General features: G+C 65.1%; 16 protein-coding genes and 1 pseudogene. 12 read left to right on the top strand and 5 right to left on the bottom strand.

The genetic code is table 11. The annotated features are described in order from the left end of the window. Positions 1 to 107 precede the first annotated feature (107 nt). Positions 108 to 1004 (bottom strand): hypothetical protein, encoded by an 897-nt coding sequence (locus EP7_RS07260; RefSeq protein ID WP_463527161.1) that lies wholly within the window; start codon positions 1002 to 1004, stop codon positions 108 to 110. A 223-nt stretch (positions 1005 to 1227) separates the two neighbouring features. Between EP7_RS07260 and mnmA the strand changes: the two genes are divergently transcribed. The 10 genes and pseudogenes from mnmA (at position 1228) to rpsI (ending at position 10691) form a co-directional block, all read left to right on the top strand. Continuing rightward, positions 1228 to 2367 (top strand): tRNA 2-thiouridine(34) synthase MnmA, encoded by a 1140-nt coding sequence (gene mnmA / locus EP7_RS07265; protein WP_463527162.1) that lies wholly within the window; start codon positions 1228 to 1230, stop codon positions 2365 to 2367. A gap of 114 nt (positions 2368 to 2481) precedes the next feature. After that, complete coding sequence (locus EP7_RS07270) at positions 2482 to 3600, top strand: GtrA family protein (RefSeq protein ID WP_463527163.1); 1119 nt, start codon at positions 2482 to 2484, stop codon at positions 3598 to 3600. A gap of 448 nt (positions 3601 to 4048) precedes the next feature. Then, entirely contained in the window at positions 4049 to 4357 is a 309-nt protein-coding gene (locus EP7_RS07275; RefSeq protein WP_463528379.1) for a hypothetical protein, read from the top strand. Between the two features lie 158 nt (positions 4358 to 4515). Further along, positions 4516 to 5979 carry a glutamate--tRNA ligase gene (gene gltX / locus EP7_RS07280; RefSeq protein ID WP_463527164.1) on the top strand — a complete coding sequence of 488 codons (1464 nt, stop codon included), beginning with the start codon at positions 4516 to 4518 and terminating at the stop codon, positions 5977 to 5979. Between the two features lie 16 nt (positions 5980 to 5995). Then, positions 5996 to 6430, top strand: a complete 435-nt coding sequence (locus tag EP7_RS07285; protein ID WP_463527165.1) for a hypothetical protein — start codon at positions 5996 to 5998, stop codon at positions 6428 to 6430. 151 nt (positions 6431 to 6581) lie between these two features. Next, the gene (locus tag EP7_RS07290; RefSeq protein WP_463527166.1) at positions 6582 to 7484 is read left to right on the top strand and encodes a PfkB family carbohydrate kinase; all 903 of its coding nucleotides are present in this window, start codon (positions 6582 to 6584) and stop codon (positions 7482 to 7484) included. A gap of 76 nt (positions 7485 to 7560) precedes the next feature. Continuing rightward, positions 7561 to 8151: an RNA 2',3'-cyclic phosphodiesterase gene (thpR, locus tag EP7_RS07295; RefSeq protein WP_463527167.1), complete on the top strand. Its 591-nt coding sequence runs from the start codon at positions 7561 to 7563 to the stop codon at positions 8149 to 8151. A gap of 126 nt (positions 8152 to 8277) precedes the next feature. Continuing rightward, positions 8278 to 9366 carry a recombinase RecA gene (gene recA, locus EP7_RS07300; protein WP_463527168.1) on the top strand — a complete coding sequence of 363 codons (1089 nt, stop codon included), beginning with the start codon at positions 8278 to 8280 and terminating at the stop codon, positions 9364 to 9366. A gap of 183 nt (positions 9367 to 9549) precedes the next feature. After that, positions 9550 to 9972 (top strand): annotated as a pseudogene (rplM, locus tag EP7_RS07305) (50S ribosomal protein L13); the annotation flags it as partial. Positions 9973 to 10289: 317 nt separating this feature from the next. Beyond that, positions 10290 to 10691, top strand: a complete 402-nt coding sequence (rpsI, locus tag EP7_RS07310; RefSeq protein WP_463527170.1) for a 30S ribosomal protein S9 — start codon at positions 10290 to 10292, stop codon at positions 10689 to 10691. A 231-nt stretch (positions 10692 to 10922) separates the two neighbouring features. Here the strand turns inward: rpsI and EP7_RS07315 are convergent, their stop codons facing one another. Next, complete coding sequence (locus EP7_RS07315) at positions 10923 to 11996, bottom strand: ABC transporter permease (protein ID WP_463527171.1); 1074 nt, start codon at positions 11994 to 11996, stop codon at positions 10923 to 10925. Next, a complete protein-coding gene (locus EP7_RS07320; protein ID WP_463527172.1) occupies positions 11993 to 13111 on the bottom strand; it encodes a substrate-binding domain-containing protein in 1119 nt (372 codons plus the stop codon). Before EP7_RS07320 ends, EP7_RS07315 begins: the two co-directional genes overlap by 4 nt. 423 nt (positions 13112 to 13534) lie before the next feature. Between EP7_RS07320 and EP7_RS07325 the strand changes: the two genes are divergently transcribed. Further along, positions 13535 to 14281: a tetratricopeptide repeat protein gene (locus tag EP7_RS07325; RefSeq protein ID WP_463527173.1), complete on the top strand. Its 747-nt coding sequence runs from the start codon at positions 13535 to 13537 to the stop codon at positions 14279 to 14281. Positions 14282 to 14404: 123 nt separating this feature from the next. After that, positions 14405 to 15301: an HD domain-containing protein gene (locus tag EP7_RS07330; protein WP_463527174.1), complete on the top strand. Its 897-nt coding sequence runs from the start codon at positions 14405 to 14407 to the stop codon at positions 15299 to 15301. 26 nt (positions 15302 to 15327) lie between these two features. On the opposite strand, the gene EP7_RS07335 is transcribed toward EP7_RS07330, so the two are convergent. Both EP7_RS07335 and alaS read right to left on the bottom strand, forming a co-directional pair. Continuing rightward, complete coding sequence (locus EP7_RS07335; protein WP_463527175.1) at positions 15328 to 15786, bottom strand: response regulator; 459 nt, start codon at positions 15784 to 15786, stop codon at positions 15328 to 15330. 305 nt (positions 15787 to 16091) lie between these two features. Further along, a complete protein-coding gene (alaS, locus tag EP7_RS07340; protein ID WP_463527176.1) occupies positions 16092 to 18716 on the bottom strand; it encodes an alanine--tRNA ligase in 2625 nt (874 codons plus the stop codon). Positions 18717 to 18768: the final 52 nt, after the last annotated feature.

Raw genomic sequence — 18768 nt, forward strand, 5'->3', positions numbered from 1 at the left:
CCCCTCGCCTGGTCGGTCGAGGTCCCGACCATTATCCCCCCGTCATGGGCCGGGTCAACCCACCCCCAAACCTCGCTTGGAGCGGGGGTGGTCAGGCCGTTGGATGATCAGCCGGGAGCGTCGGCCTTCTTGGCGTCGTCGGCGGCATCGGAAAGATAGTCGTTCAGGGTGTTGAGGAACCTGGCCAGGTCCTTGACCAGCTTGGGCCTGGACTGGACGCGGTCGAGCCGCAGGGCAGGGTGTCCATACTCGCGGAGCTTCTGCTTGGCGAGCGTCACGGAGGCGACCGAAGCGTGACCGCCTGTCTTCTGCTCGGAGACCACCTTCGCGACAGCCTTGTCGACGTCGGCCCGATCCTTGTTCTTGATGGCGAAATCGGGCCAGAGGACCGATCCGTCCGTCGCCAGGAACCTCGGCGTTGGGGGGGACGCCGGAGCCGGCGCGGCGGCCGCCTGCGCGGCATCCTCGGCGGCCAGGGTCGAAATGGAGCCCGACCTGGTCTGATATTTCGGCTGGAGTCCGCGCGCCTTCTGGGCGTTGGCCAGGGCGAGATTCTCGGCCTGCTGACGATAGAAGTTCGCCTGCTGGTATGCGGCCGCCGCCTGGGCGTTCTGAAGGTTGAGATTGCTGGCGTTCAGTGCCGAGAACTGCTGCTTGACCATCGCCTGGTCATAAGCGGTCATTCCCATCCCGCCGAAGCCCAGCCCGCCGTAATAGCCCATGCCCAGGCCGCCGAAACCCATCCCGCCGAAGCCCAGACCACCGAAGCCCATTCCGGGGTATCCCATCCCGCCGAAGCCCATGCCTCCGAGGCCCACGCCCGAGCCGCCCCACGAACCGTAGTTGAAGCCCGAAGAATAGGCCGGATTGTAGATGCCAGGAAATTGACCGCCCATTTGCGCCTTGGCCGGTGCCACCTGGATGGCGACGGCCCCGGCCATGAGCGTGAAGACCAGGGCGCAACGCCCGACCCGCGATGCCCGACTCGTCCGTAGCCAACTCATCGCAGCACCCCCGTTAGTTGGGCCGGTCCCGCGACGCGCGGCCGCGACCCTCTCAGATTCATTTTACTGCGCATCGAGCCACTTAGCCCGACCAGTCCACGAAACCTCGGGATGGTCACACCGAGCATCCGGCTTGCCCCGGGAGGACGCCAGCGACTACGATCGAAACTCATCGGGAATGATTCCCGGTCGCCAGTGACCCAGCGCGGAGGTAGGTGCAGCGATGCCGAGTCGGGTCGTCGTGGCGATGAGTGGCGGGGTGGATAGCTCGGTGGCGGCGGCCCTGCTGAAGCAGGCGGGGCACGAGGTCATCGGCCTCTTCATGCGCACCGGGGATCACGGCGATGCCCCCGAACGCAAGGCCAAGACCTGTTGCAGCCTGACCGACGCGCTCGATGCCCGCTCGGTGGCCGACCGCCTGGACATCCCCTTTTATACGCTCGACTTCGAGGGTGAATTCAAGCGGATCATCGACCAGTTCGCCGACGAGTATGCCGAGGGTCGCACGCCCAACCCCTGCGTGCTCTGCAACATCTGGCTGAAGTTCGGCAAGCTCTGGTCGTACGGAAAGCAGGTCGGGGCCGACTACGTGGCGACCGGCCATTATGCTCGGATTGTCCGCGACGCCGCCGGCCTCCCTCGGGTGGCTCGTGCCCTCGACCCGAGCAAGGATCAATCCTACGTCCTCTTCGGCCTTCGTCCGGAACTGCTGAACAACGTGCTGCTTCCCGTGGGCGGCTTCGACAAGGCCGAGATCCGCGAGATGGCCCGCACCATGGGCCTGCCTGTTCACGACAAGCCCGACAGCCAGGACATCTGCTTCGTTCCCGACGACGACTACCTCTCGCTGATCCGGGCTCGCCGCCCTGACCTGGGCGTCGCCGGCCCGATGATCGACGAGGACGGGACCGATCTGGGGCAACACTCGGGGATCGAGGCTTTCACCATCGGCCAGAGGCGCGGGCTGGGTCTGTCCGTCGGCTCGCCCCGCTACGTCGTCCAGATTGAGCCACTGACTCATAAGGTTGTCGTCGGCCGCCGCGAGTCGCTCGACCGCCCCGGGCTGGACGCCTCCAAGTTCAACTGGCACGTCCCCGCCCCGACCGGCACGCTGCCCTGCATGGCCCAGATCCGCGCCAAACACAAGGCCGTGCGGGCCCTGGCAGTCGGTCTCCCAGACGGCCATGTTGCCGTCCGGTTCGAGACCCCCCAGCGTGCCGTCACTCCGGGCCAGGTCGTCACCCTTTACGATGACGAAGGGCTCGTCCTGGGGGGCGGCTGGATCGACCGCGACCTCGACGAGACGAGCCTCGATCGTCTCTTCGATGGTTCGACGGTGGACCACCCCCTCGCCGTCCCTTGAGAGACGTGCCTGCGTCCGTCTCATCGTCGGTACCGCGCACCGAGGTCGTGCGCCCTCCCCGGCAAGCCCGCACGCTCAACGACCGAGCCGCCGCGTCCTGGAGATGAGCCGCCCATGGCCCGCGTCAGCCTGATTGTCCCGACGACCGCCCTTTCCCCGGATTTCAGCGATCGCGTCGCACGCTCGCGGCATGGACTGGCCGAAGCGGGGCATGACGTCGAATTCCTGGTGGTCTCCGATTCGACCGGCTCCGAGTCCGACGCCATCGGCTCGATCCGGATCGACGAAACTGGGCTGGCGAGGGCCGGGGTCGAGGGGCTCAGGCGGGCATCCGGCGACCTCCTGGTCCTGATGGACCCGGGCTTCGACTTCAGGCCGGACGATGTCGTCGACTTCGTCGCCCATCTGGCCGAGACCGAGGCCGACCTCGTCGTCGCCAGCCGGTTCAAGGGCGGCAAAGGACGGCCGGTTGGGCGACTCTACGGGACGATGATGCACTTGCTCACCGGGACGAGCGACCCGATGTCCGGGCTGGTCGGCATCAAGCGCGAGCGGCTCGACGAGATCGTGGACGAGTTGAGGCCTTCGGGCGATCACCTCCTCTGGGAGATGCTCACCAATGTCGACCGCGGCGGACGCTCCGAGTTCGCGATCGTCGCGCCCCGGACGGTGCGCGGTCGGCTAGGCCTTCAGGAGTTCCGCCACCTCAAGAAGCTCGCCGACCAGCGATACGGCAACTTCTCGCGACTCCTCCAATTCTGCGCCGTCGGCGCCTCGGGGATGATCGTCGACCTCAGCTCCTATGCGCTGTTCCAGAAGTTGCTCGGCGGTGGCAATCTCGCCCGAAGCTCGGTCCCGATCGTCGGGGGTACATTCGACCTCGCTCTCGCCGCGGCCCTGTCGATCACCCTGGCGCTCACCTGGAACTTCCTGCTCAATCGCCGCCTGACATTCAGCTATGCACGCGGCGGATCGATCGTACGTCAATATCTGACCTACGCGCTGAGCAACTCGCTGGGCATCGCGCTAAGCTGGAGCCTCCGACTCTTCCTTCCTTCGCGAGTCGCTTTTTTTGCGCAGCATAAGTTAGCAGCCGCAGTTGTCGGCATCGTGGCGGCCACCGGCATCAGCTTCACCATGGCCCGATGGCTCGTCTTCCAGAAAGCGACCCCTAGCGAGGCGGAGTCCAATCCTGGGACGCCTAATTTTGTTGAATTCGAATCAACCTTGTGACGCCTCAGAAATTATCGAAAATGCATAGACTGCATGGACTTACGTCACAATCAAGCCTATTAATTCTTAGCATTTTCCTGACAATCGATCATTCTTGTGCTTTCTTTGCAACATCGCGCCATCCGATCGGCGACGCACATGAAAATTCCTAAAAAATCGTTCCCCGGCCGAGATTGCGCCTTATGTTAGGCCCAGGGGAGTCAAGCCTTTATGGATCATGCTTGTGGATCGAAGGAACCCCAGTTGGCCGACGACTCGGGTTTTGGATGACTTCGGGCGCGAGTGTGGACCCTAGCTCGGGTGTCGAATACCCGGGTTGAGCCTGGCTCCGTAAATAGGACTCAATGACGAGAGCCGATGGGAACGCCGCAGGGATGCGACGGCGTGTCCCCGGTATGTCCGGATGATCGCAGTCCGGATGCCATGATGAGGAGCGCATCTGGTGGATATGCAACCTGCCGCCTTGCTGCCCGAAACCGTCGCCGATGCCAACCGGAACGATGCGCAGTGGACCAACAAGCGGGCGACCGCCCAGGCCGTGCGGGCGGCCCAGGCCCGCCATGCAAGCGGCCGGCGGCGGTTCGTCGACCCGACGACCTGCGACCGCGATTATTCGAACTCCGAGATGGAGTTCATGCAGGCCATGCAGGACTATAAAGCCAGCAGCGGCCGCCTCTTCCCCACCTGGAGCGAGGTCCTCGAAGTCCTCAGGGACCTGGGATACGAGAAGACCGTCCTCATGGCAGACTCTGCTTGAGCCCTGCCTCCAGGTCGTCCGCCATCGGCCCGCTCGGCCCGCACGATTGACAACCCCGACGTCGTGGCCCTATCGTGTGACCTGCACCGCGACCCCCGGACATGTGTGAGGGGGACGCGGATCTCGGCAGGATCGAGACGACGGACGACGATTTGACCATGACTGTGCGCACAAGGTTCGCCCCCAGCCCCACCGGTTTCCTCCACATCGGCGGGGTGCGGACGGCCCTGTTTAACTGGCTGCTGGCCCGCCACCACGGTGGCCAGTTTATTCTGCGCATCGACGACACCGACCAGCAGCGTCACGTCGAGGACGCCGTCCGCCTGATCCTCGAAGGCTTCCGATGGATGGGCATGGACTGGGATGAGGGCCCCGAGGTCGGCGGACCCCACGGGCCCTATTTCCAGTCGCAGCGCAAACATCTCTACACGGCGGCCGCCAACGCGCTCGTCGCCTCCGGCCACGCCTACCGCGACTACTCGACGGAACCCGAGCGCGCCGCCGAGAAGGCGCGCGTCGAGGCCCGGAAGGAAGCCTATCGATTCCGGGGTGCCGACCCTGACCCGGCGCTGGTCGCCCAGTATGAGGCCGAAGGGCGGCCCTACGCCCTCCGCTTCCGGGTCCCGCTGGACCAGAAAGTCGTCGTCCACGACCTGATCAAGGGGGACGTTGAGCAGAAGACCGACGAGATGGGCGATTTCGTCATCATCCGTCCCGACGGCTCTCCCCTGTACAACTTCGCCAGCGTAGTCGACGACGCCAACCTCGAAATCACGCACGTCGTCCGGGCCGAGGAGCATCTGGCCAACACCTTCTCCCAGCTCCTCGTCTTCGAGGCCCTGGGATACCCGCTCCCTGCCTTCGCGCACGTCCCCTATGTGGCCGCGCCGGGATCGCGGAAGAAGCTCTCCAAGCGTGACGGCGCGGTGGGCCTGGACGAGTATATCGGCAAGGGATATCTCCCCGCGGCCCTGATGAACTACCTGGCACGGCTGGGCTGGAGCCTGGACGGGACTCAGGAGATCTTCAGCCGCGCCGAGCTGATCGAGAAGTTCACCCTCGACCGCGTGAACAGCTCCCCCGCCAGCCACGACTCCGACAAGCTCTTCTGGCTCCAGGGCGAGTACATGAAGGAGCTTACCGTCGACCAAAAAGTCGACGGCTCCCTGCCGTTCCTCATCGCCGAAGGCCTCGTCACCGATCCGCCAACCGAGGCCCAGCTTGCCCGCGTTCAGGCCGTTGTCCTGGCGCTCGGCGACCGCCTGAAGGTCTTTTCAGACATCGTCAAGCTGGGCAGCTACTTCTTCAAGGATGAGCTGACCTACGACCCGGACGCGGTGAAGAAGCGCCTGAAGAAGGAGGGGGTCGTGCCCATCCTCGGCCAGCTGAATGAGCTGTTGGCGACCGTCGAGCTCTTCGACCTTCCCACGCTGGAAGCCGCCGTGCACACCTTCGCCGAGACCAACGGCCTGCATATGGGCCTGGTCGTCAATGCCCTCAGGGTGGCGACGACCGGTCAAGGGGTCGGCCCCGGCCTTTACGACTGCCTGGCCATTCTGGGCCGGGACGCGAGTCGCGACCGGATCCGCAAGACGATCGAGATGCTGACCAACGCAGGCTGACGCCCGAGGTCACGCGATGAAGACCAAGCGATGGGCCCTGATCCTGGCGGTGCTCTTGCTGCTGGCCCTGATCGAGTTCGCGATCAGCCGCTGGAGCATCACCGAGGGCTCCATCCACTTCGTCAATCAGGGCCCCACGCCCATCGAGGGGCTCGCCGTCCTCTTCGAGGGTCGCACGTATACCATCGATCGGATCGCTCCCGGGGCTCGATCAGGTCTCTACGTCGGATCGCCGGGCAAGGGGCCACTGAGGGTGACCTATCGCTCGGGTGGGGCTTCGTTGGGCGGTTTCAGCCTGCCCGAGTACGACCCGGCAACCCTCGCCGCCGACGGCCAGCGGTTGGTGCTCGTCGTGGACGGCAACCAGATCATGCGCTACCAGGAAGACACGGCCGCCGGTTCGGGGGGCCCCTGGAACCGATTCAAGGCCGCGCTCGCCCCATATTGGTAGGCCGCAACGACTCCGGACGGAAGTCGGCCCGATTGGCAGCGGCGTGGGCAGTCGCTAAGCTGGTCACCTTGCTTCGGCCGGGCCCCGCGAGGGGGCCGGTCACCGACGCACTGTCGCGTCGGCCGCCTGCCCAACCCGGAGAGTGGTTCTCATGGCGCTGCTGGTCGTCGGCTCGATCGCCCTGGATTCGGTTCAGACCCCGCACGGAATCGTGGAGCATGCCCTGGGCGGCTCGGCCACCTATTTCTCGTACGCGGCCAGCTACTTCACCCCAGTCCGCCTCGTCGGCGTGGTCGGCGAGGACTTCCCCCCTCAGCACCGCACCTTGCTCGAAGAACGGGGCATCGACACCAGCGGCCTCGTCGTCGAGAAGGGGGGCGAGACCTTCCGCTGGCGAGGCAAATATGAGGGGGACATGAACGTCGCCGAGACGCTCGAAGTCCATCTCAACGTCCTGGGCACCTTCAACCCGGACCTGCCAGCCTCCTTCATCGACTCCCCGTTCGTCTTCCTGGCCAACGGCAGCCCGGCCATGCAGCTCAACGTCCTGAGGCAATCGAAGAGCCGCAAGCTCGTCGTCGCCGACACGATGAACTTCTGGATCGAGACTCAGCGCGACGACCTTTACGCCCTGCTCAAGGAAGTCGACGGCCTGGTCCTCAACGACGGCGAGGCCCGGATGCTGACCGAAGAGGTCAACCTCGTCCGCGCCGGCCGGAAGGTCCTCGACCTCGGCCCGCGATTCGTCATCATCAAGAAGGGCGAGCACGGGGCGATGTTCCTGAGCAAGGACGAGTCCTACGTCATGCCCGCCTTCCCCCTGGCCGACGTCGTGGACCCCACCGGCGCAGGCGACAGCTTCGCCGGCGGTTTCATGGGTTATCTCGCCTCCACCGGTCGCACCGACGCCGAGGCACTGAAGACCGCCATGGCCTACGGCAGCGTCGTCGCCAGCCTCAACGTCGAAGACTTCAGCCTTCGCCGCTTCCAACGCACCGAGCGTGTCGACATCGACAACCGCCTGGCCGATTATCGCCAGATGATGGCCTTCTGACCCCGCCCCGTCCCCAACCCAACTTGCGGAGACCGGCGGGCCGCAACCAACGTCGTTGCGGCCCGCCCGACCGTCCATGGCCGAGACCACACGAACCTTCATTGCAGTCCCGCTCACCGTCGACCGCCTGACCAAGAAGCTCCAGCGCCTCCAGTCGCTCGTCGCGCCCGAGCTACCGGGCGTGCGCTGGACCGCCCCCGATCAATTCCACCTGACCCTCGCCTTCCTCGGCGACGTGGCCCATTCCGACCTCCGCGAGGTCTGCAAGGCCGTCACCGAGACGACCGTCGCCCATTCAAAGTTTTCCCTGATCCTGGGCACGCTCGGCTGCTTCCCCAGCCCCGAGAACCCGCGGACCATCTGGATCGGCCTGTCCGGCCCTGCCATCGATCAGCTCAACGACCTCCAGCAGGACATCGCCAGATCCGTCCGTTCGCTGGGCTACCCCCCCGATTCCAAGTTTTCCCCCCATATTACCTTGGGGCGCGCTCGCAGCGGCCGAAAGACTGACTCGGTCCAGGCCGAGATCGGTCCCTTGCTTGCTCACTATCGAACCTGGGCCGCCGGCCTGATGCCCATCGCCGAAGTCGTCACCTACAGCTCCTCCATGGCCCCCGAAGGCCCAGTCTACGCGGTCCTTGCCAAGGGAACCCTGGCAACGACCTGAACACGGACGTCGGTGGCGGCAAGCCACCGAAAATGGGGGGATCGCCGCTTGACGCAAGTCCTGAATCGGTGCTAAACTCCTGATCTCGTGTACAGTATCGCCTGAACAGGTCGGGGAGGGCGGGTCGTGGCCAAGAGACAGTCGACCGAGGTGAAGACGACCGCGGCGATCACTGCCGAGGCGAAGGCGCTTAATAACACGATCAGCCAGATCGAGAAGACGTTCGGCGCCGGCGCGATCATGAAGCTGGGCTCGAACAGCACCCTCGAGGTCGATGGCATCAGCACCGGTGCCCTCTCGCTCGACCTGTCGCTGGGCGGAAAGGGCCTGCCGCGCGGCCGGATCATCGAGATCTTCGGCCCCGAGTCCAGCGGCAAGACGACCATCGCGCTGCACGCCGTGGGTAACGCCCAGAAGCTGGGAGGGATCGCCGCGTTCATCGACGCCGAGCATGCCCTCGACCCCGCCTGGTGCAAGAAGCTGGGCGTCGACATCGAGTCGCTACTGGTCAGCCAGCCCGGCAGCGCCGAGGAGGCGCTCCAGATCGCCGAGGAGCTGATCACCTGCAACGCCCTCGACATCATCGTCATCGACAGCGTCGCGGCGCTCGTCCCCAGGGCTGAGCTCGAAGGGGAAATCGGCGATAACTTCGTCGGCCTGCAAGCCAGGCTGATGAGCCAGGCCCTGCGCAAGCTGACGGGTAAAGTCTCCAAGTCGAAGTGCGTCCTGATCTTCATCAATCAGATCCGCGAGAAGATCGGCGTGATGTTCGGCAGCCCCGAGACGACCCCGGGCGGTCGCGCCCTCAAGTTCTATAGCAGCTGCCGGATCGACGTCCGGCGTATCGGACCGGTGAAGGACGGCGAGGAGATCACCGGCAGCCGCGTGAAGGTCAAGATCGTCAAGAACAAGGTCGCCCCGCCGTTCCGCGTCTGCGAATTTGATATGATGTACAATGGCGGGATCTCCCGCGAAGGGGACCTGCTCGACCTGGCCCTCGCTGACAAGCTCATCGAGAAGTCGGGCTCGTGGTTCAACTACGGCGATCGACGCCTGGGGCAGGGGCGTGAGAACGTCAAGAACGTTCTCCGCGACGACCCCGCACTGGCCGACGAGCTGGCGAACAAGATCCTCGCCATCCGCGGTGCCGGTGCCAAGGCCAACGGGGTGATCCCCGTGGCAGATGACGACGACGAAGGCGACCTCGACGAGTGAAGCCGGCTTCGGCTCACGAGCTCAATCCCGCCGATAGGTCGAAGGGGCGACCCATCGACCGGTCGGGGTTGAACTGACCTTGACGCATCGTGTTCAATCCGTAAGATGTCCGTTTCGCTATGTCAGAAGTCGGACATGGACGACACCGGACGCGGTTCTAGACAGTTCAGGTAGTTCATCGTTATGAATTGCTATCAGGCGAAGGCGAACGAGCTGACCCCGCAGTGGTACGTGATCGACGCGACCGACCAGGTCGTGGGCCGGCTCGCCGCGCAGATCGCGCCGATCCTGATGGGCAAGCACCGGCCGACGTACACCGCCCACATCGACACCGGCGACTATATCGTCGTCACCAACGTCGAGAAGGTTGTCTTCACCGGCAACAAGTGGCGGCAGAAGTCGTACCAGCGCTACTCCGGCCACCCCGGCGGTCAGAAGGAAGAGGAAGCCTGGAAGCTGCTCCAGCGCCGCCCCGAGCGGGTCCTGGAACTTGCCATCCAGCGCATGATGCCCAAGAGCAAGATGGGTCGACACATGATGTCGAAGCTCAAGCTCTATGTTGGCACCGGTCACCCGCATCAGGCGCAAGCCCCGCAGCCGCTCGACGCCAAGTCGGGCCGCCCCTCCTCCTCGGGCGGGATCTTTACCCCCAAGGTTGAGAAGGCCCCACGCCCGCACCGCGTCAAGGCCTCTGCTGACGCCACGGCCATCGTCCCCACCGTGACTCCCGTCGCCGAGACGCCCGAGACCACGGCCGCCGAATGAGCGGATGGACGCCTCGCCCGGCCTGAACAGCCGGGCTCCGAGGTGCCTGCCGACAACCGGACGACCTTCGAGTCGGACGATCGCGACACTCCGAAACACTGGCATCATCAGTTTGGTCGAGCCGTCGATGGCTCGTGACCAGGGGATCAACGAGCATCATGCCGACGGCCACCAATCCGTACATCTGGGGCACCGGGCGCCGCAAGACCGCCGTCGCCCGCGTCCGCATCAAGGAAGGGACCGGCGTCTACCAGGTCAATGGCCTGGAAGTCGACGCCTACTTCCCCGTCATCACCCAGCAGGTCAACGCCCGCGCCCCCCTGGCCGTCACCGAGATGGGCGGACGCATCGACGTCTTCGTCAATGTCCGTGGTAGCGGCAAGCACAGCCAGGCGGGCGCCGTCCTCCTCGGCCTCTCCCGCGCCCTGAAGGACTTCCGGCCCGACGTCGAGCCCGTCCTGCGCGAACACGAGTTCCTCACTCGTGACGCCCGCAAGGTCGAGCGTAAAAAGTACGGCCACAAGAAGGCACGCAAGAGCTTCCAGTTCTCCAAGCGTTGATCGCCGAGAGAACAGGCCACGATTCAAAAACGACCTGCCGAGCCCTTGGGCTCGGCAGGTCGTTTCGTTTGAATCCCGGTCGAGGCGTTTCAGACCCGGCGATCGCTGCGGAGCATTCCGGAGTCGTCATGTCGAGGAAGGCTCCGCCTCGCTCACAAGGGGCGAAGACGAGCCGTACAGGACGTCTTCACCGGGGGCGAGGTTTCCTCGAAGGGCACGCGTCTCGTCGCTTCAGCCGGACTTGCCCGGGCTTCGACGAACGAGCCGGAGCGGGATGCCGAGCCAGTTGATCCGTCCTTGGTTGACGGCGACGGCCGTGATGACGACCAGACCCAGGACGAGGCCCTCGATCTGGGTCGAGTCGATGCCCCAGTCACGCGGGGTGGCCAGGCCGGTCCCCTTGATGACGACCTGGATCAGGATCAGGCCGAGGACGGTGCCCCGGATTGAGCCGACTCCGCCGGCCAGGCTGCAACCGCCGACGACGGCCGCGGTGATTGCGTACAGTTCGTACGAGACGCCCATCGTACTGGAACCCTGGCCGCTCTTGCCCGTGAACAGAATGCCGGCGAGCGACGCGAGCATGCTGGAGACGATGTAGGCCACCGCCTTGAGGCGCTTCGTGGGCAGGCCGCTCAGGCGGGCCGCCGCCTCGTTGCCCCCGAGCGCGTACAGATGCCGCCCCAGAACGGTCCAGTTCATCATGATCGACGCCACCAGGGCCAGGCAGACGAAGATCGGGACCGTGTACCAGGGATCGCTGCCGAGCAGACGATACGAGTCGAACGAGACGTTGATCGACTTGTTCTTGCTGATCAGGGTGGCCAGGCTCCGCAGGCCAGACATCGTCGCCAGGGTGGCGATGAATGGCGGCAGGCCCAGCTGGTTGATCAGCCAGGCGTGCAGCAGGCCGACGCAGAGGCCCATCAGCAACGTCAGTGCAATGGCCGATGCGACGACCGCCGCGGAGGGAGGGGTCGGCCCGGCGCTCGCCCCGGGCAGCCACTCGGTGACCAGCTTGGCCGAGACCACCGACGCCAGGGCGACCACGGCCCCGACGGACAGGTCGATGCCGCCGGCGATGATGACGATGGCCGCGCCCAGGGCCAGGCCACCGAACAGGGCGATCTGATGGATCACCGTGCGCAGGCTGTAGGCCGAGAAGAACGAGTGGTTCGGCTCGATCAGGAAGATGATCGCCAGCATCGCCAGGATGCCGACGACCAGGCCCCCCTCTTTGGGCAGCGAGAATCCTCGGGCCGGGGCCGGGGACTGCGACGGCGGACTGGCTGGGGCGACGCTCATGACGACTTCAGGCCCTTCCCGGACATCCACGTTTTCATCTCTTCAATCGTGATCACATTCTCGCCCTTCACCGGCGAGTCTTTCGACGGCACGATCACTCGGACCCCGGTGTCTCGGGACTTGCCGTCGGGCAGCACGGCTTTGACCGCCGCGTCGTCCTTGTCCGCCAGGGCCTTCAGGAGCTTGACCCCCTGATAGCCGATCTCGTAAGGATTCTGGCAGATCGTGGCGTCGATCCGGCCCCCTTCGAGGTGGCCGACGGCCAGCTCATCGAGGTCGAAGGTCACGACGTTCAGCTTCTTGCGCATCTCGGGCGAGGCGCTCGCCTCCTCGGCGATCCTGGGAGCGTTGTACGACCAGAGGCCGAGCAAAACGCCAACGTCGTCATACTTGCTCAGGGCCGTCTGCACGTTCGAGGCGGCTCGGGCCTTGTCCGAGCCGTCGTCGAAGATCTCGGTCTGAATGAACTTGTCGCCGGCCCCTTCGAAGAATCCCTCGCGGCGTTCGATCGCGTTGGCCGCCGACGAGGTGCCGACGAAGACGCAGACCTTCCCTCCCTGCGGCCGGATCGTGGCCGCCGCGTGGCCCGCGGCACGCCCCGCCTCGCGGTTGTTCGTTCCGATATAGGCCGCCCGCGCATCGGCGGCGGCAGGGGCAATGTCCGAGTCGATGGCGATGACCAGCTTCCCTTGCTTCTGCAATTCACGCATGGCGTCGGCGATTCCCGGGGCGCTGGCCTCATAGACCGAGACGGCCACGCCCTTGACGTCGGGTAGGCTGATCGCGTCTTCCAGGAGCCTGATCTGGCCGGGAACTTCCTTCTCGTTGCGCCTCATCTCAACCTGGCAGCCGAAGGCCTCGCCGCCGTCGGTCATCCCCTTCTCAACAGCCGTCCACCAATCCGCGTTGCTATTCGTGATGAACAGGAACCTCGGCTTCGCAGTGGCCGCCGTCGTCGAGACAGCCCCGCCCGGGGCAGTCCCGCCCGCGGGAGGCGCAGCCGGTTCGCCGCCTCCGCAACCGGCCAGGCCCAGGGCCAGCAGGGACCCGAACCAGGCCGCGGGCCATGCGTGCCCGGGCCGCCGACGATCAGAGAGCGTGCTGGTTCCCGCCACGTCGTATTCTCCACGTTTCGGCCGGGGCACGCGCGAGGCCCGAGGCCGTCGCGAGACGACCCGACCAGCCTGCCCCAAACCTCGACAACCCGCGGGCGAAGGCCGAGGAATCCGGCCATGCCCAACCTTGCGCTCGACCCTGCCGATCATCCTAACCTCGCGGTTGGACGACGGGAACAACCCAACGACCCGCGTTTCAGTGCACCATCAATGCCTCCCAATTCCCGACCACCGAGATCTCATTCTCCACTCAGGACGGAGGGTCCATGGACGTGTTCCAGGATTCTCAACGAACCACGCCCGGCGACTTGACAGCCCGAGCAACCATTGGCTATCGTCCAATGATGAGATTGAATCTCAGTTTCAACTGAGATTGCTGGCCTTCGAATTGACCGACATCCCCACGGAACGAGGAATTCCACCATGCGAGCGAATCCACAAGTCGTGGAGCGTTGCTTCGAGCTGCTGAGGGAGGGCCGGCTTGAGGAGGCCGACCGGCTCGCGGGGGAAGCGGTCGAGGCCGAGCCGGACAACGGCGAGCTCTGGGAGATGAGAGGCCTTCTCAGGCAGCGATCCGGCGACCATGCCGGGGCCTGCGAAGCCCTGGAAATGGCCAGCATGCTGGTGCCGATGGGGCACGCACCTCAATGTGCCCTGGCCGATTGCTATGCGAAGACGGGGAAAACCGACCTTGCTCATGACATGTATCAGCACCTCGCGGGCGATCCGCGCTGCCCCACGTTCCTGCTGCCGGCGGTGGCATCTGGCCTGGGGACGCTGGGTGACCTGACCGGTGCCTTGGGGGTCTGCCAGACCTGGTCGGACCGCGAGCCGAGTTGCCACGAGGCACTTTTCGGCACCGCTTATTACATGCGGCGGCTGGGAGCGAGCCCCGCGGACGTGATCCCGGTGATGGAGCGGTCGCACGAACTGGCCCCCGACCGCGCTGTCTATCGGATCGTGCTGGCCTCGCTGTACGGGCGGCTTGAGCGCTGGGACGATGCCTATGATCTGCTGAGGGACATCCCCACGGGAGAGGTGAGCTGCACTTGCTGCATCCGCCGCGTGATGGCCATCTTCTGGCGATCGGGAGATCTCTGCCGGTACGAGGATTTCCGGGCCCACCTCGATTCTGCCAGGGCGACGAACGCAACACGCCATGCGCCCTGAGTCCAAAGAGGGGTTCAGGGGATTGTCGGGCGGGTGAACTTGGCCTGGAAACCCCGGCCCGACTGGCGGACAATCGTACATCGTCGATCTCGAGGATGGCCGTTTGTCCGTGCGGGGCGTTCAATGCGTTGGTGCGACCGGGTTTACGGCGAGGTATCGGTCGACGAACCGGGAATTCTCCGGATCATTGAGTGTCCAACATTCGAACGTCTGAAAGGGATCCGCCAGGCGGGTCCTTCGGCGTTCGCCTACCCGTTCAAGACGGTGACCCGGCACGAGCACAGCCTGGGCGTCTACGTCTTGCTGCGTCGTTTAGGGGCCGACCTGATCGAGCAGGTGGCCGGCCTTCTGCACGATATCTCGCACACGGCGTTCTCGCACGCGGTCGACTTCGTCTTCGCCTCGGAGGAGCAGGACCATCACGAGCGGCTGAAGCCGGAGTTCCTCCACCGGCCCGACCTGGAACGGGCAATCCGGGGCCTCGGCTTCGAACCCGAGATGTTCCACGACGACTCGATCTACCCGCTGCTGGAACGCCCCTTGCCCATGCTTTGTGCCGATCGGCTCGACTATTTCCTGCGGGACGGGGTCGCCTGCGGGGTGGTCGATCGGTCGGCCGCTCAGCGGATTCTGAAGGCGACGACGGTCGTGGATAGGACAATCGCGTTCGATGACCCGGCGGTGGCCAGGGAGGCTGCGCTGCTGTTCTCGGTGATGAACCGGGACCTGTGGGCGAGCCCCACCGAATCTTACATCTACAACGAGTTCGCGGACGCGCTGCGAGAGGGATTTCGCCTGGGTGCCCTGTCGAGGGACGATTTGCTGGGCGACGATAATTACGTGCTCGGCCTGCTCCACGCGGCGCGAAGCTCGAAGATCGATCGGACCCTCGACCGGATCTCGAAGTTCCAGCCCGAGGTCCTCGACACGTTCGTGCCCAGGGTCTTGCCCAAGACTCGGTGGCTCGACCCGCCCGTAGCCGTCAAGGGGCGGCTCGTACCGCTGTCGCAGCTGATTTAGTTCCTCTTCGGCAAGCTTGGGCGGGATCAGTGGCGACCGACGCCGTGGATTGCGTCGTGCAAGACCTGGCGGAGATGGTCGAAGGTCAGCGGTTTAGGCAAGAAATAGTCGAAGCCGGCGGCAAGGATCTGGTCGCGGTCCTGGTCGAGATCTCCGCCCGACATGGCGATCAGTCGAATATGGGCCAGCGAGGAATCGGCCCGAATGGCACGGGCCAGGTCATTGCCATCCATACCTGGAAGGCCGATATCGCAGAGGAGAACGTCGGGCCGACACCGTAGCACCTCTTCGAGACCGTCCGGTCCGCTGAGGGCAATCCTCGGCTCATGCCCCAGGATCCGGACGAGTCGTCCAAGATTCTGGGCAAGCTCGAGATTGTCCTCGACGACGAGCACCTTACACCCCTCGGTTCCGGGGGCCTCTCGCTCGTTGACAGCCACGTCAAGCTGGCCCGGCTTCCGGCCCGATCGATCCGTCTCCCGCATGGAAGCGGCCTTTCCGACCAGTGATCAGGTTGAATCGCGAACCATCAAATAGGGCAACCCCGTTCGCGACGTACGAGGCCTGGTAAGTCCTCGTGGACCCTAACGTCCATCGAGGTCGCCATTCGAGGATGCAATCTCGGGGCCAAACGTATGCACGATTATGGCTCGACATCGAAGTTCGATTGATCACACGCCGGCCGCCCACATCATTCTATTGAACCTTAACCGAATTCCTTCGCGGTATTCGCGACAAAATTAAACAAACCAATCTTAAGCGCCAGGTCAATGCCTGGCGTTGATTGCGGTCAGGCTTCCAGGAGGCCGCGCAAAGTCGTGACGCCCTTTTCGAGGGCCTCCGCGATCTTCGACGGGTCCTTGCCGCCGGCCTGAGCCAGGTCGGGTCGGCCCCCTCCGCCACCACCAACGACCGGAGCGACGGCCTTGAGCCAGTTGCCCGCGTGGAGGCCTCGTGCGATGAGGTCGGCGGTAAGGCCGGCGGCGAGATTCACCTTGCCGTCGACCGATGAAGCGAGCAGCAAGGCCAGCCCGGTGGGCTGCTTGCGACGCAGGACGTCGATGAGCTGGCGTAGCTCATCGGGGGTCGCGCCTTCAATCAGGCGAGCAACCACGATGGCGTCGCCGACGGAAGTCCCCCCGGCAATCAAGTCCTCGGACGAGGTCTTGGGCGTGTCGTCGGCCTTGCGTCGGGCGGCCTGCCTCTTAAGGGTCTTGAGCTCTTCGAGGAGGGCGAGGACACGCTCGGCAGCCGCGGACGGGGGGACCTTAAGAGCGCCCGCGACCTGGGCCAGTGCTTCCTGTTCGAGCTTCATCTGATCGAGCGCGGCGCGACCGGTGAGGGCGGTGACGCGGCGGGTCCCGGCGGAGACGGACTCCTCGGCGACGATCTTGAAGAGGCCGACCTTGCCCGAATTGTCCAGGTGAGTTCCGCCGCAGAGTTCGCGCGAAAAGTCGCCCATGCGGACGACCCGGACGATCTCGGGGTATTTCTCGCCGAAGAGGGCCATCGCGCCCAGGGATCTGGCCTCAGCGATGGGCATCGTCGTCCAGTCGATGGGGGCCGACTCGAGAATTCGCTCGTTGACAGTCTCCTCGATCAGCCGGAGGCGTTCGCGGCCGACGGAATCGGGGTTGGAGAAGTCGAAACGGAGCCGGTCGGGCTCGACCTTGCTGCCGGCTTGCTGGGCATGCTTGCCCAGGTGGACGTGCAAGGCATGATGCAGCAGGTGAGTGGCCGAATGCGCACGGCGGATCGCGTCGCGCCTGATGGGGTCGACGGCCGCCGTGACCGTCTCGCCGACGTTAACGGTCCCATGGACGACCCGGCCGATGTGCAGGGTGAAGTCGTTCTCCTTCTTGGTGTCGGTCACCTCGAAGTGGAACCCTTCGCCGAGGATCTTGCCGATGTCGCCGACCTGGCCGCCGCTCTCGCCATAGAAGGGTGTACGATCCAGGACCAGGACGACGGGTGGGGCGCCGGCCGGAGAGACCTCGGCGGTGCTGGCCAGCTGACCCTGGGCGAGGATGCCGATGACCTTCGCCTGGGCCTCGTTGGCCTCATACCCGAGGAACTCGTTGCCCCCGCGATAGCTCTCTTTGAGCGTGTCGAGCGGCCCGGTCTCGAAGACGTTGGCGGCGTCGGTGGTCCCGCGTGAGACGGCCGAGTGCTGCCCACGGGCGGCGTCGAATCCGACGCGCTCGACCCTCAGATTCTGGTCGGCGGCCAGGCTCTCGGTGACCTCGACAGGGATCCCGTAGGTCGAGTGCAGGTCGAACGCGGCCTTGCCGTCGATGGTGTCCGATCCCGAGGCCCGGGTCTTGCGGAACGTGTCCTCGAGCAGCTTCAGGCCGTTCTCGAGGTTCTTGAGGAACTGTTCCTCTTCCTCCCTGACGACGGTCTGGATGCGCGGGACGCTGTCGACCAACTCGGGGTAGGGGTGGGCCATGGCCTCGGCGACCGACGGGATCAGGCGGTAGAGGAACGGCTCGCGGCGGCCCATCTGGTAGGCGTCGAGCACGGCCCTGCGCAGGAGCCGGCGGACGACGTAGCCCTGCTTCTCGGGCCCGGGGCGGACGTTCTCGTGGATGGTGAAGCTGAGGGTGCGGGTGTGGTCGGCAATCCTGCGAATGCGGGCCCCGTCCGCTTCGTCGCGGACCTTGGCGTAGTCAATGTGCAACTCGCCGGCGGCATGGGCGACGATCGGGCGGAGGATGTCGATGTCGAAGTTGGTCGGCACCCCTTGCAGCGCGGCGGCCATCCGCTCCAGGCCCATCCCGGTGTCGATGTTCTTCTTGGGCAGGGGCTCGAGCTGGCCCGGGCCGACGCGGTTGAACTGGGTGAAGACGAGGTTCCAGATCTCAACTTCCTCGGCGCCGTCCCGATGATAGAAGATCTCGGAGCAGGGGCCGCAGACGCCGTTCGGGCCGTGGGTCGGGGCGCTCGCCGGCCAGAAGTTGTCGTCCTCGCCGAGTCGCCTGATGCGCGAGGCGGGGACGCCGATCTCATCCTTCCAGATGTTGAACGCCTCGTCGTCGTCGAGGTAGACAGTGATGCTCAGCCGTTCGCCGGGCACCTTCACGACCCTGGTCAGGAACTCCCAGGCCCAGTGGATGGCCTCGCGCTTGAAGTAGTCGCCGAAGCTGAAGTTGCCCAGCATCTCGAAGAAGGTCATGTGCCGCGGGGTCTTGCCGACGTTGTCGATGTCGCCGGTGCGCAGGCACTTCTGGCAAGTGGTGGCCCGGGTCAGAGTGGGATCGCCCAGGCCCATGAACTCGCGCTTGAACTGGTTCATACCTGCCGGCGTGAAGAGCACGGTCGGGTCATTGGGGACCAGCACGTCGCTGGGCTTGCGGACGCAGCCCTTGGAGACGAAGAAGTCGAGGTACGCGTCGCGGAGTTCGTCGGTGGTCATGGGGATTCGGTCGGCTTATCCGGGACGTGGGTCGGTAGGTCGGCCCTCGGGC

The sequence above is a fragment of the Isosphaeraceae bacterium EP7 genome (assembly GCA_038400315.1).
Classification (GTDB): domain Bacteria; phylum Planctomycetota; class Planctomycetia; order Isosphaerales; family Isosphaeraceae; genus EP7.

Excerpts from the sequence above, each read along its gene's own strand:
- mnmA (WP_463527162.1), top strand. The coding sequence starts at position 1,228 with ATGCCGAGTCGGGTCGTCGTGGCGATGAGTGGCGGGGTGGATAGCTCG.
- thpR (WP_463527167.1), top strand. The coding sequence starts at position 7,561 with ATGGCCGAGACCACACGAACCTTCATTGCAGTCCCGCTCACCGTCGAC.
- EP7_RS07275 (WP_463528379.1), top strand. The coding sequence starts at position 4,049 with ATGCAACCTGCCGCCTTGCTGCCCGAAACCGTCGCCGATGCCAACCGG.
- gltX (WP_463527164.1), top strand. The coding sequence starts at position 4,516 with ATGACTGTGCGCACAAGGTTCGCCCCCAGCCCCACCGGTTTCCTCCAC.
- EP7_RS07315 (WP_463527171.1), bottom strand. The coding sequence starts at position 11,996 with ATGAGCGTCGCCCCAGCCAGTCCGCCGTCGCAGTCCCCGGCCCCGGCC.
- EP7_RS07260 (WP_463527161.1), bottom strand. The coding sequence starts at position 1,004 with ATGAGTTGGCTACGGACGAGTCGGGCATCGCGGGTCGGGCGTTGCGCC.
- EP7_RS07330 (WP_463527174.1), top strand. The coding sequence starts at position 14,405 with ATGCGTTGGTGCGACCGGGTTTACGGCGAGGTATCGGTCGACGAACCG.
- rpsI (WP_463527170.1), top strand. The coding sequence starts at position 10,290 with ATGCCGACGGCCACCAATCCGTACATCTGGGGCACCGGGCGCCGCAAG.
- EP7_RS07335 (WP_463527175.1), bottom strand. The coding sequence starts at position 15,786 with ATGCGGGAGACGGATCGATCGGGCCGGAAGCCGGGCCAGCTTGACGTG.
- alaS (WP_463527176.1), bottom strand. The coding sequence starts at position 18,716 with ATGACCACCGACGAACTCCGCGACGCGTACCTCGACTTCTTCGTCTCC.
- EP7_RS07325 (WP_463527173.1), top strand. The coding sequence starts at position 13,535 with ATGCGAGCGAATCCACAAGTCGTGGAGCGTTGCTTCGAGCTGCTGAGG.
- EP7_RS07290 (WP_463527166.1), top strand. The coding sequence starts at position 6,582 with ATGGCGCTGCTGGTCGTCGGCTCGATCGCCCTGGATTCGGTTCAGACC.
- EP7_RS07270 (WP_463527163.1), top strand. The coding sequence starts at position 2,482 with ATGGCCCGCGTCAGCCTGATTGTCCCGACGACCGCCCTTTCCCCGGAT.
- EP7_RS07285 (WP_463527165.1), top strand. The coding sequence starts at position 5,996 with ATGAAGACCAAGCGATGGGCCCTGATCCTGGCGGTGCTCTTGCTGCTG.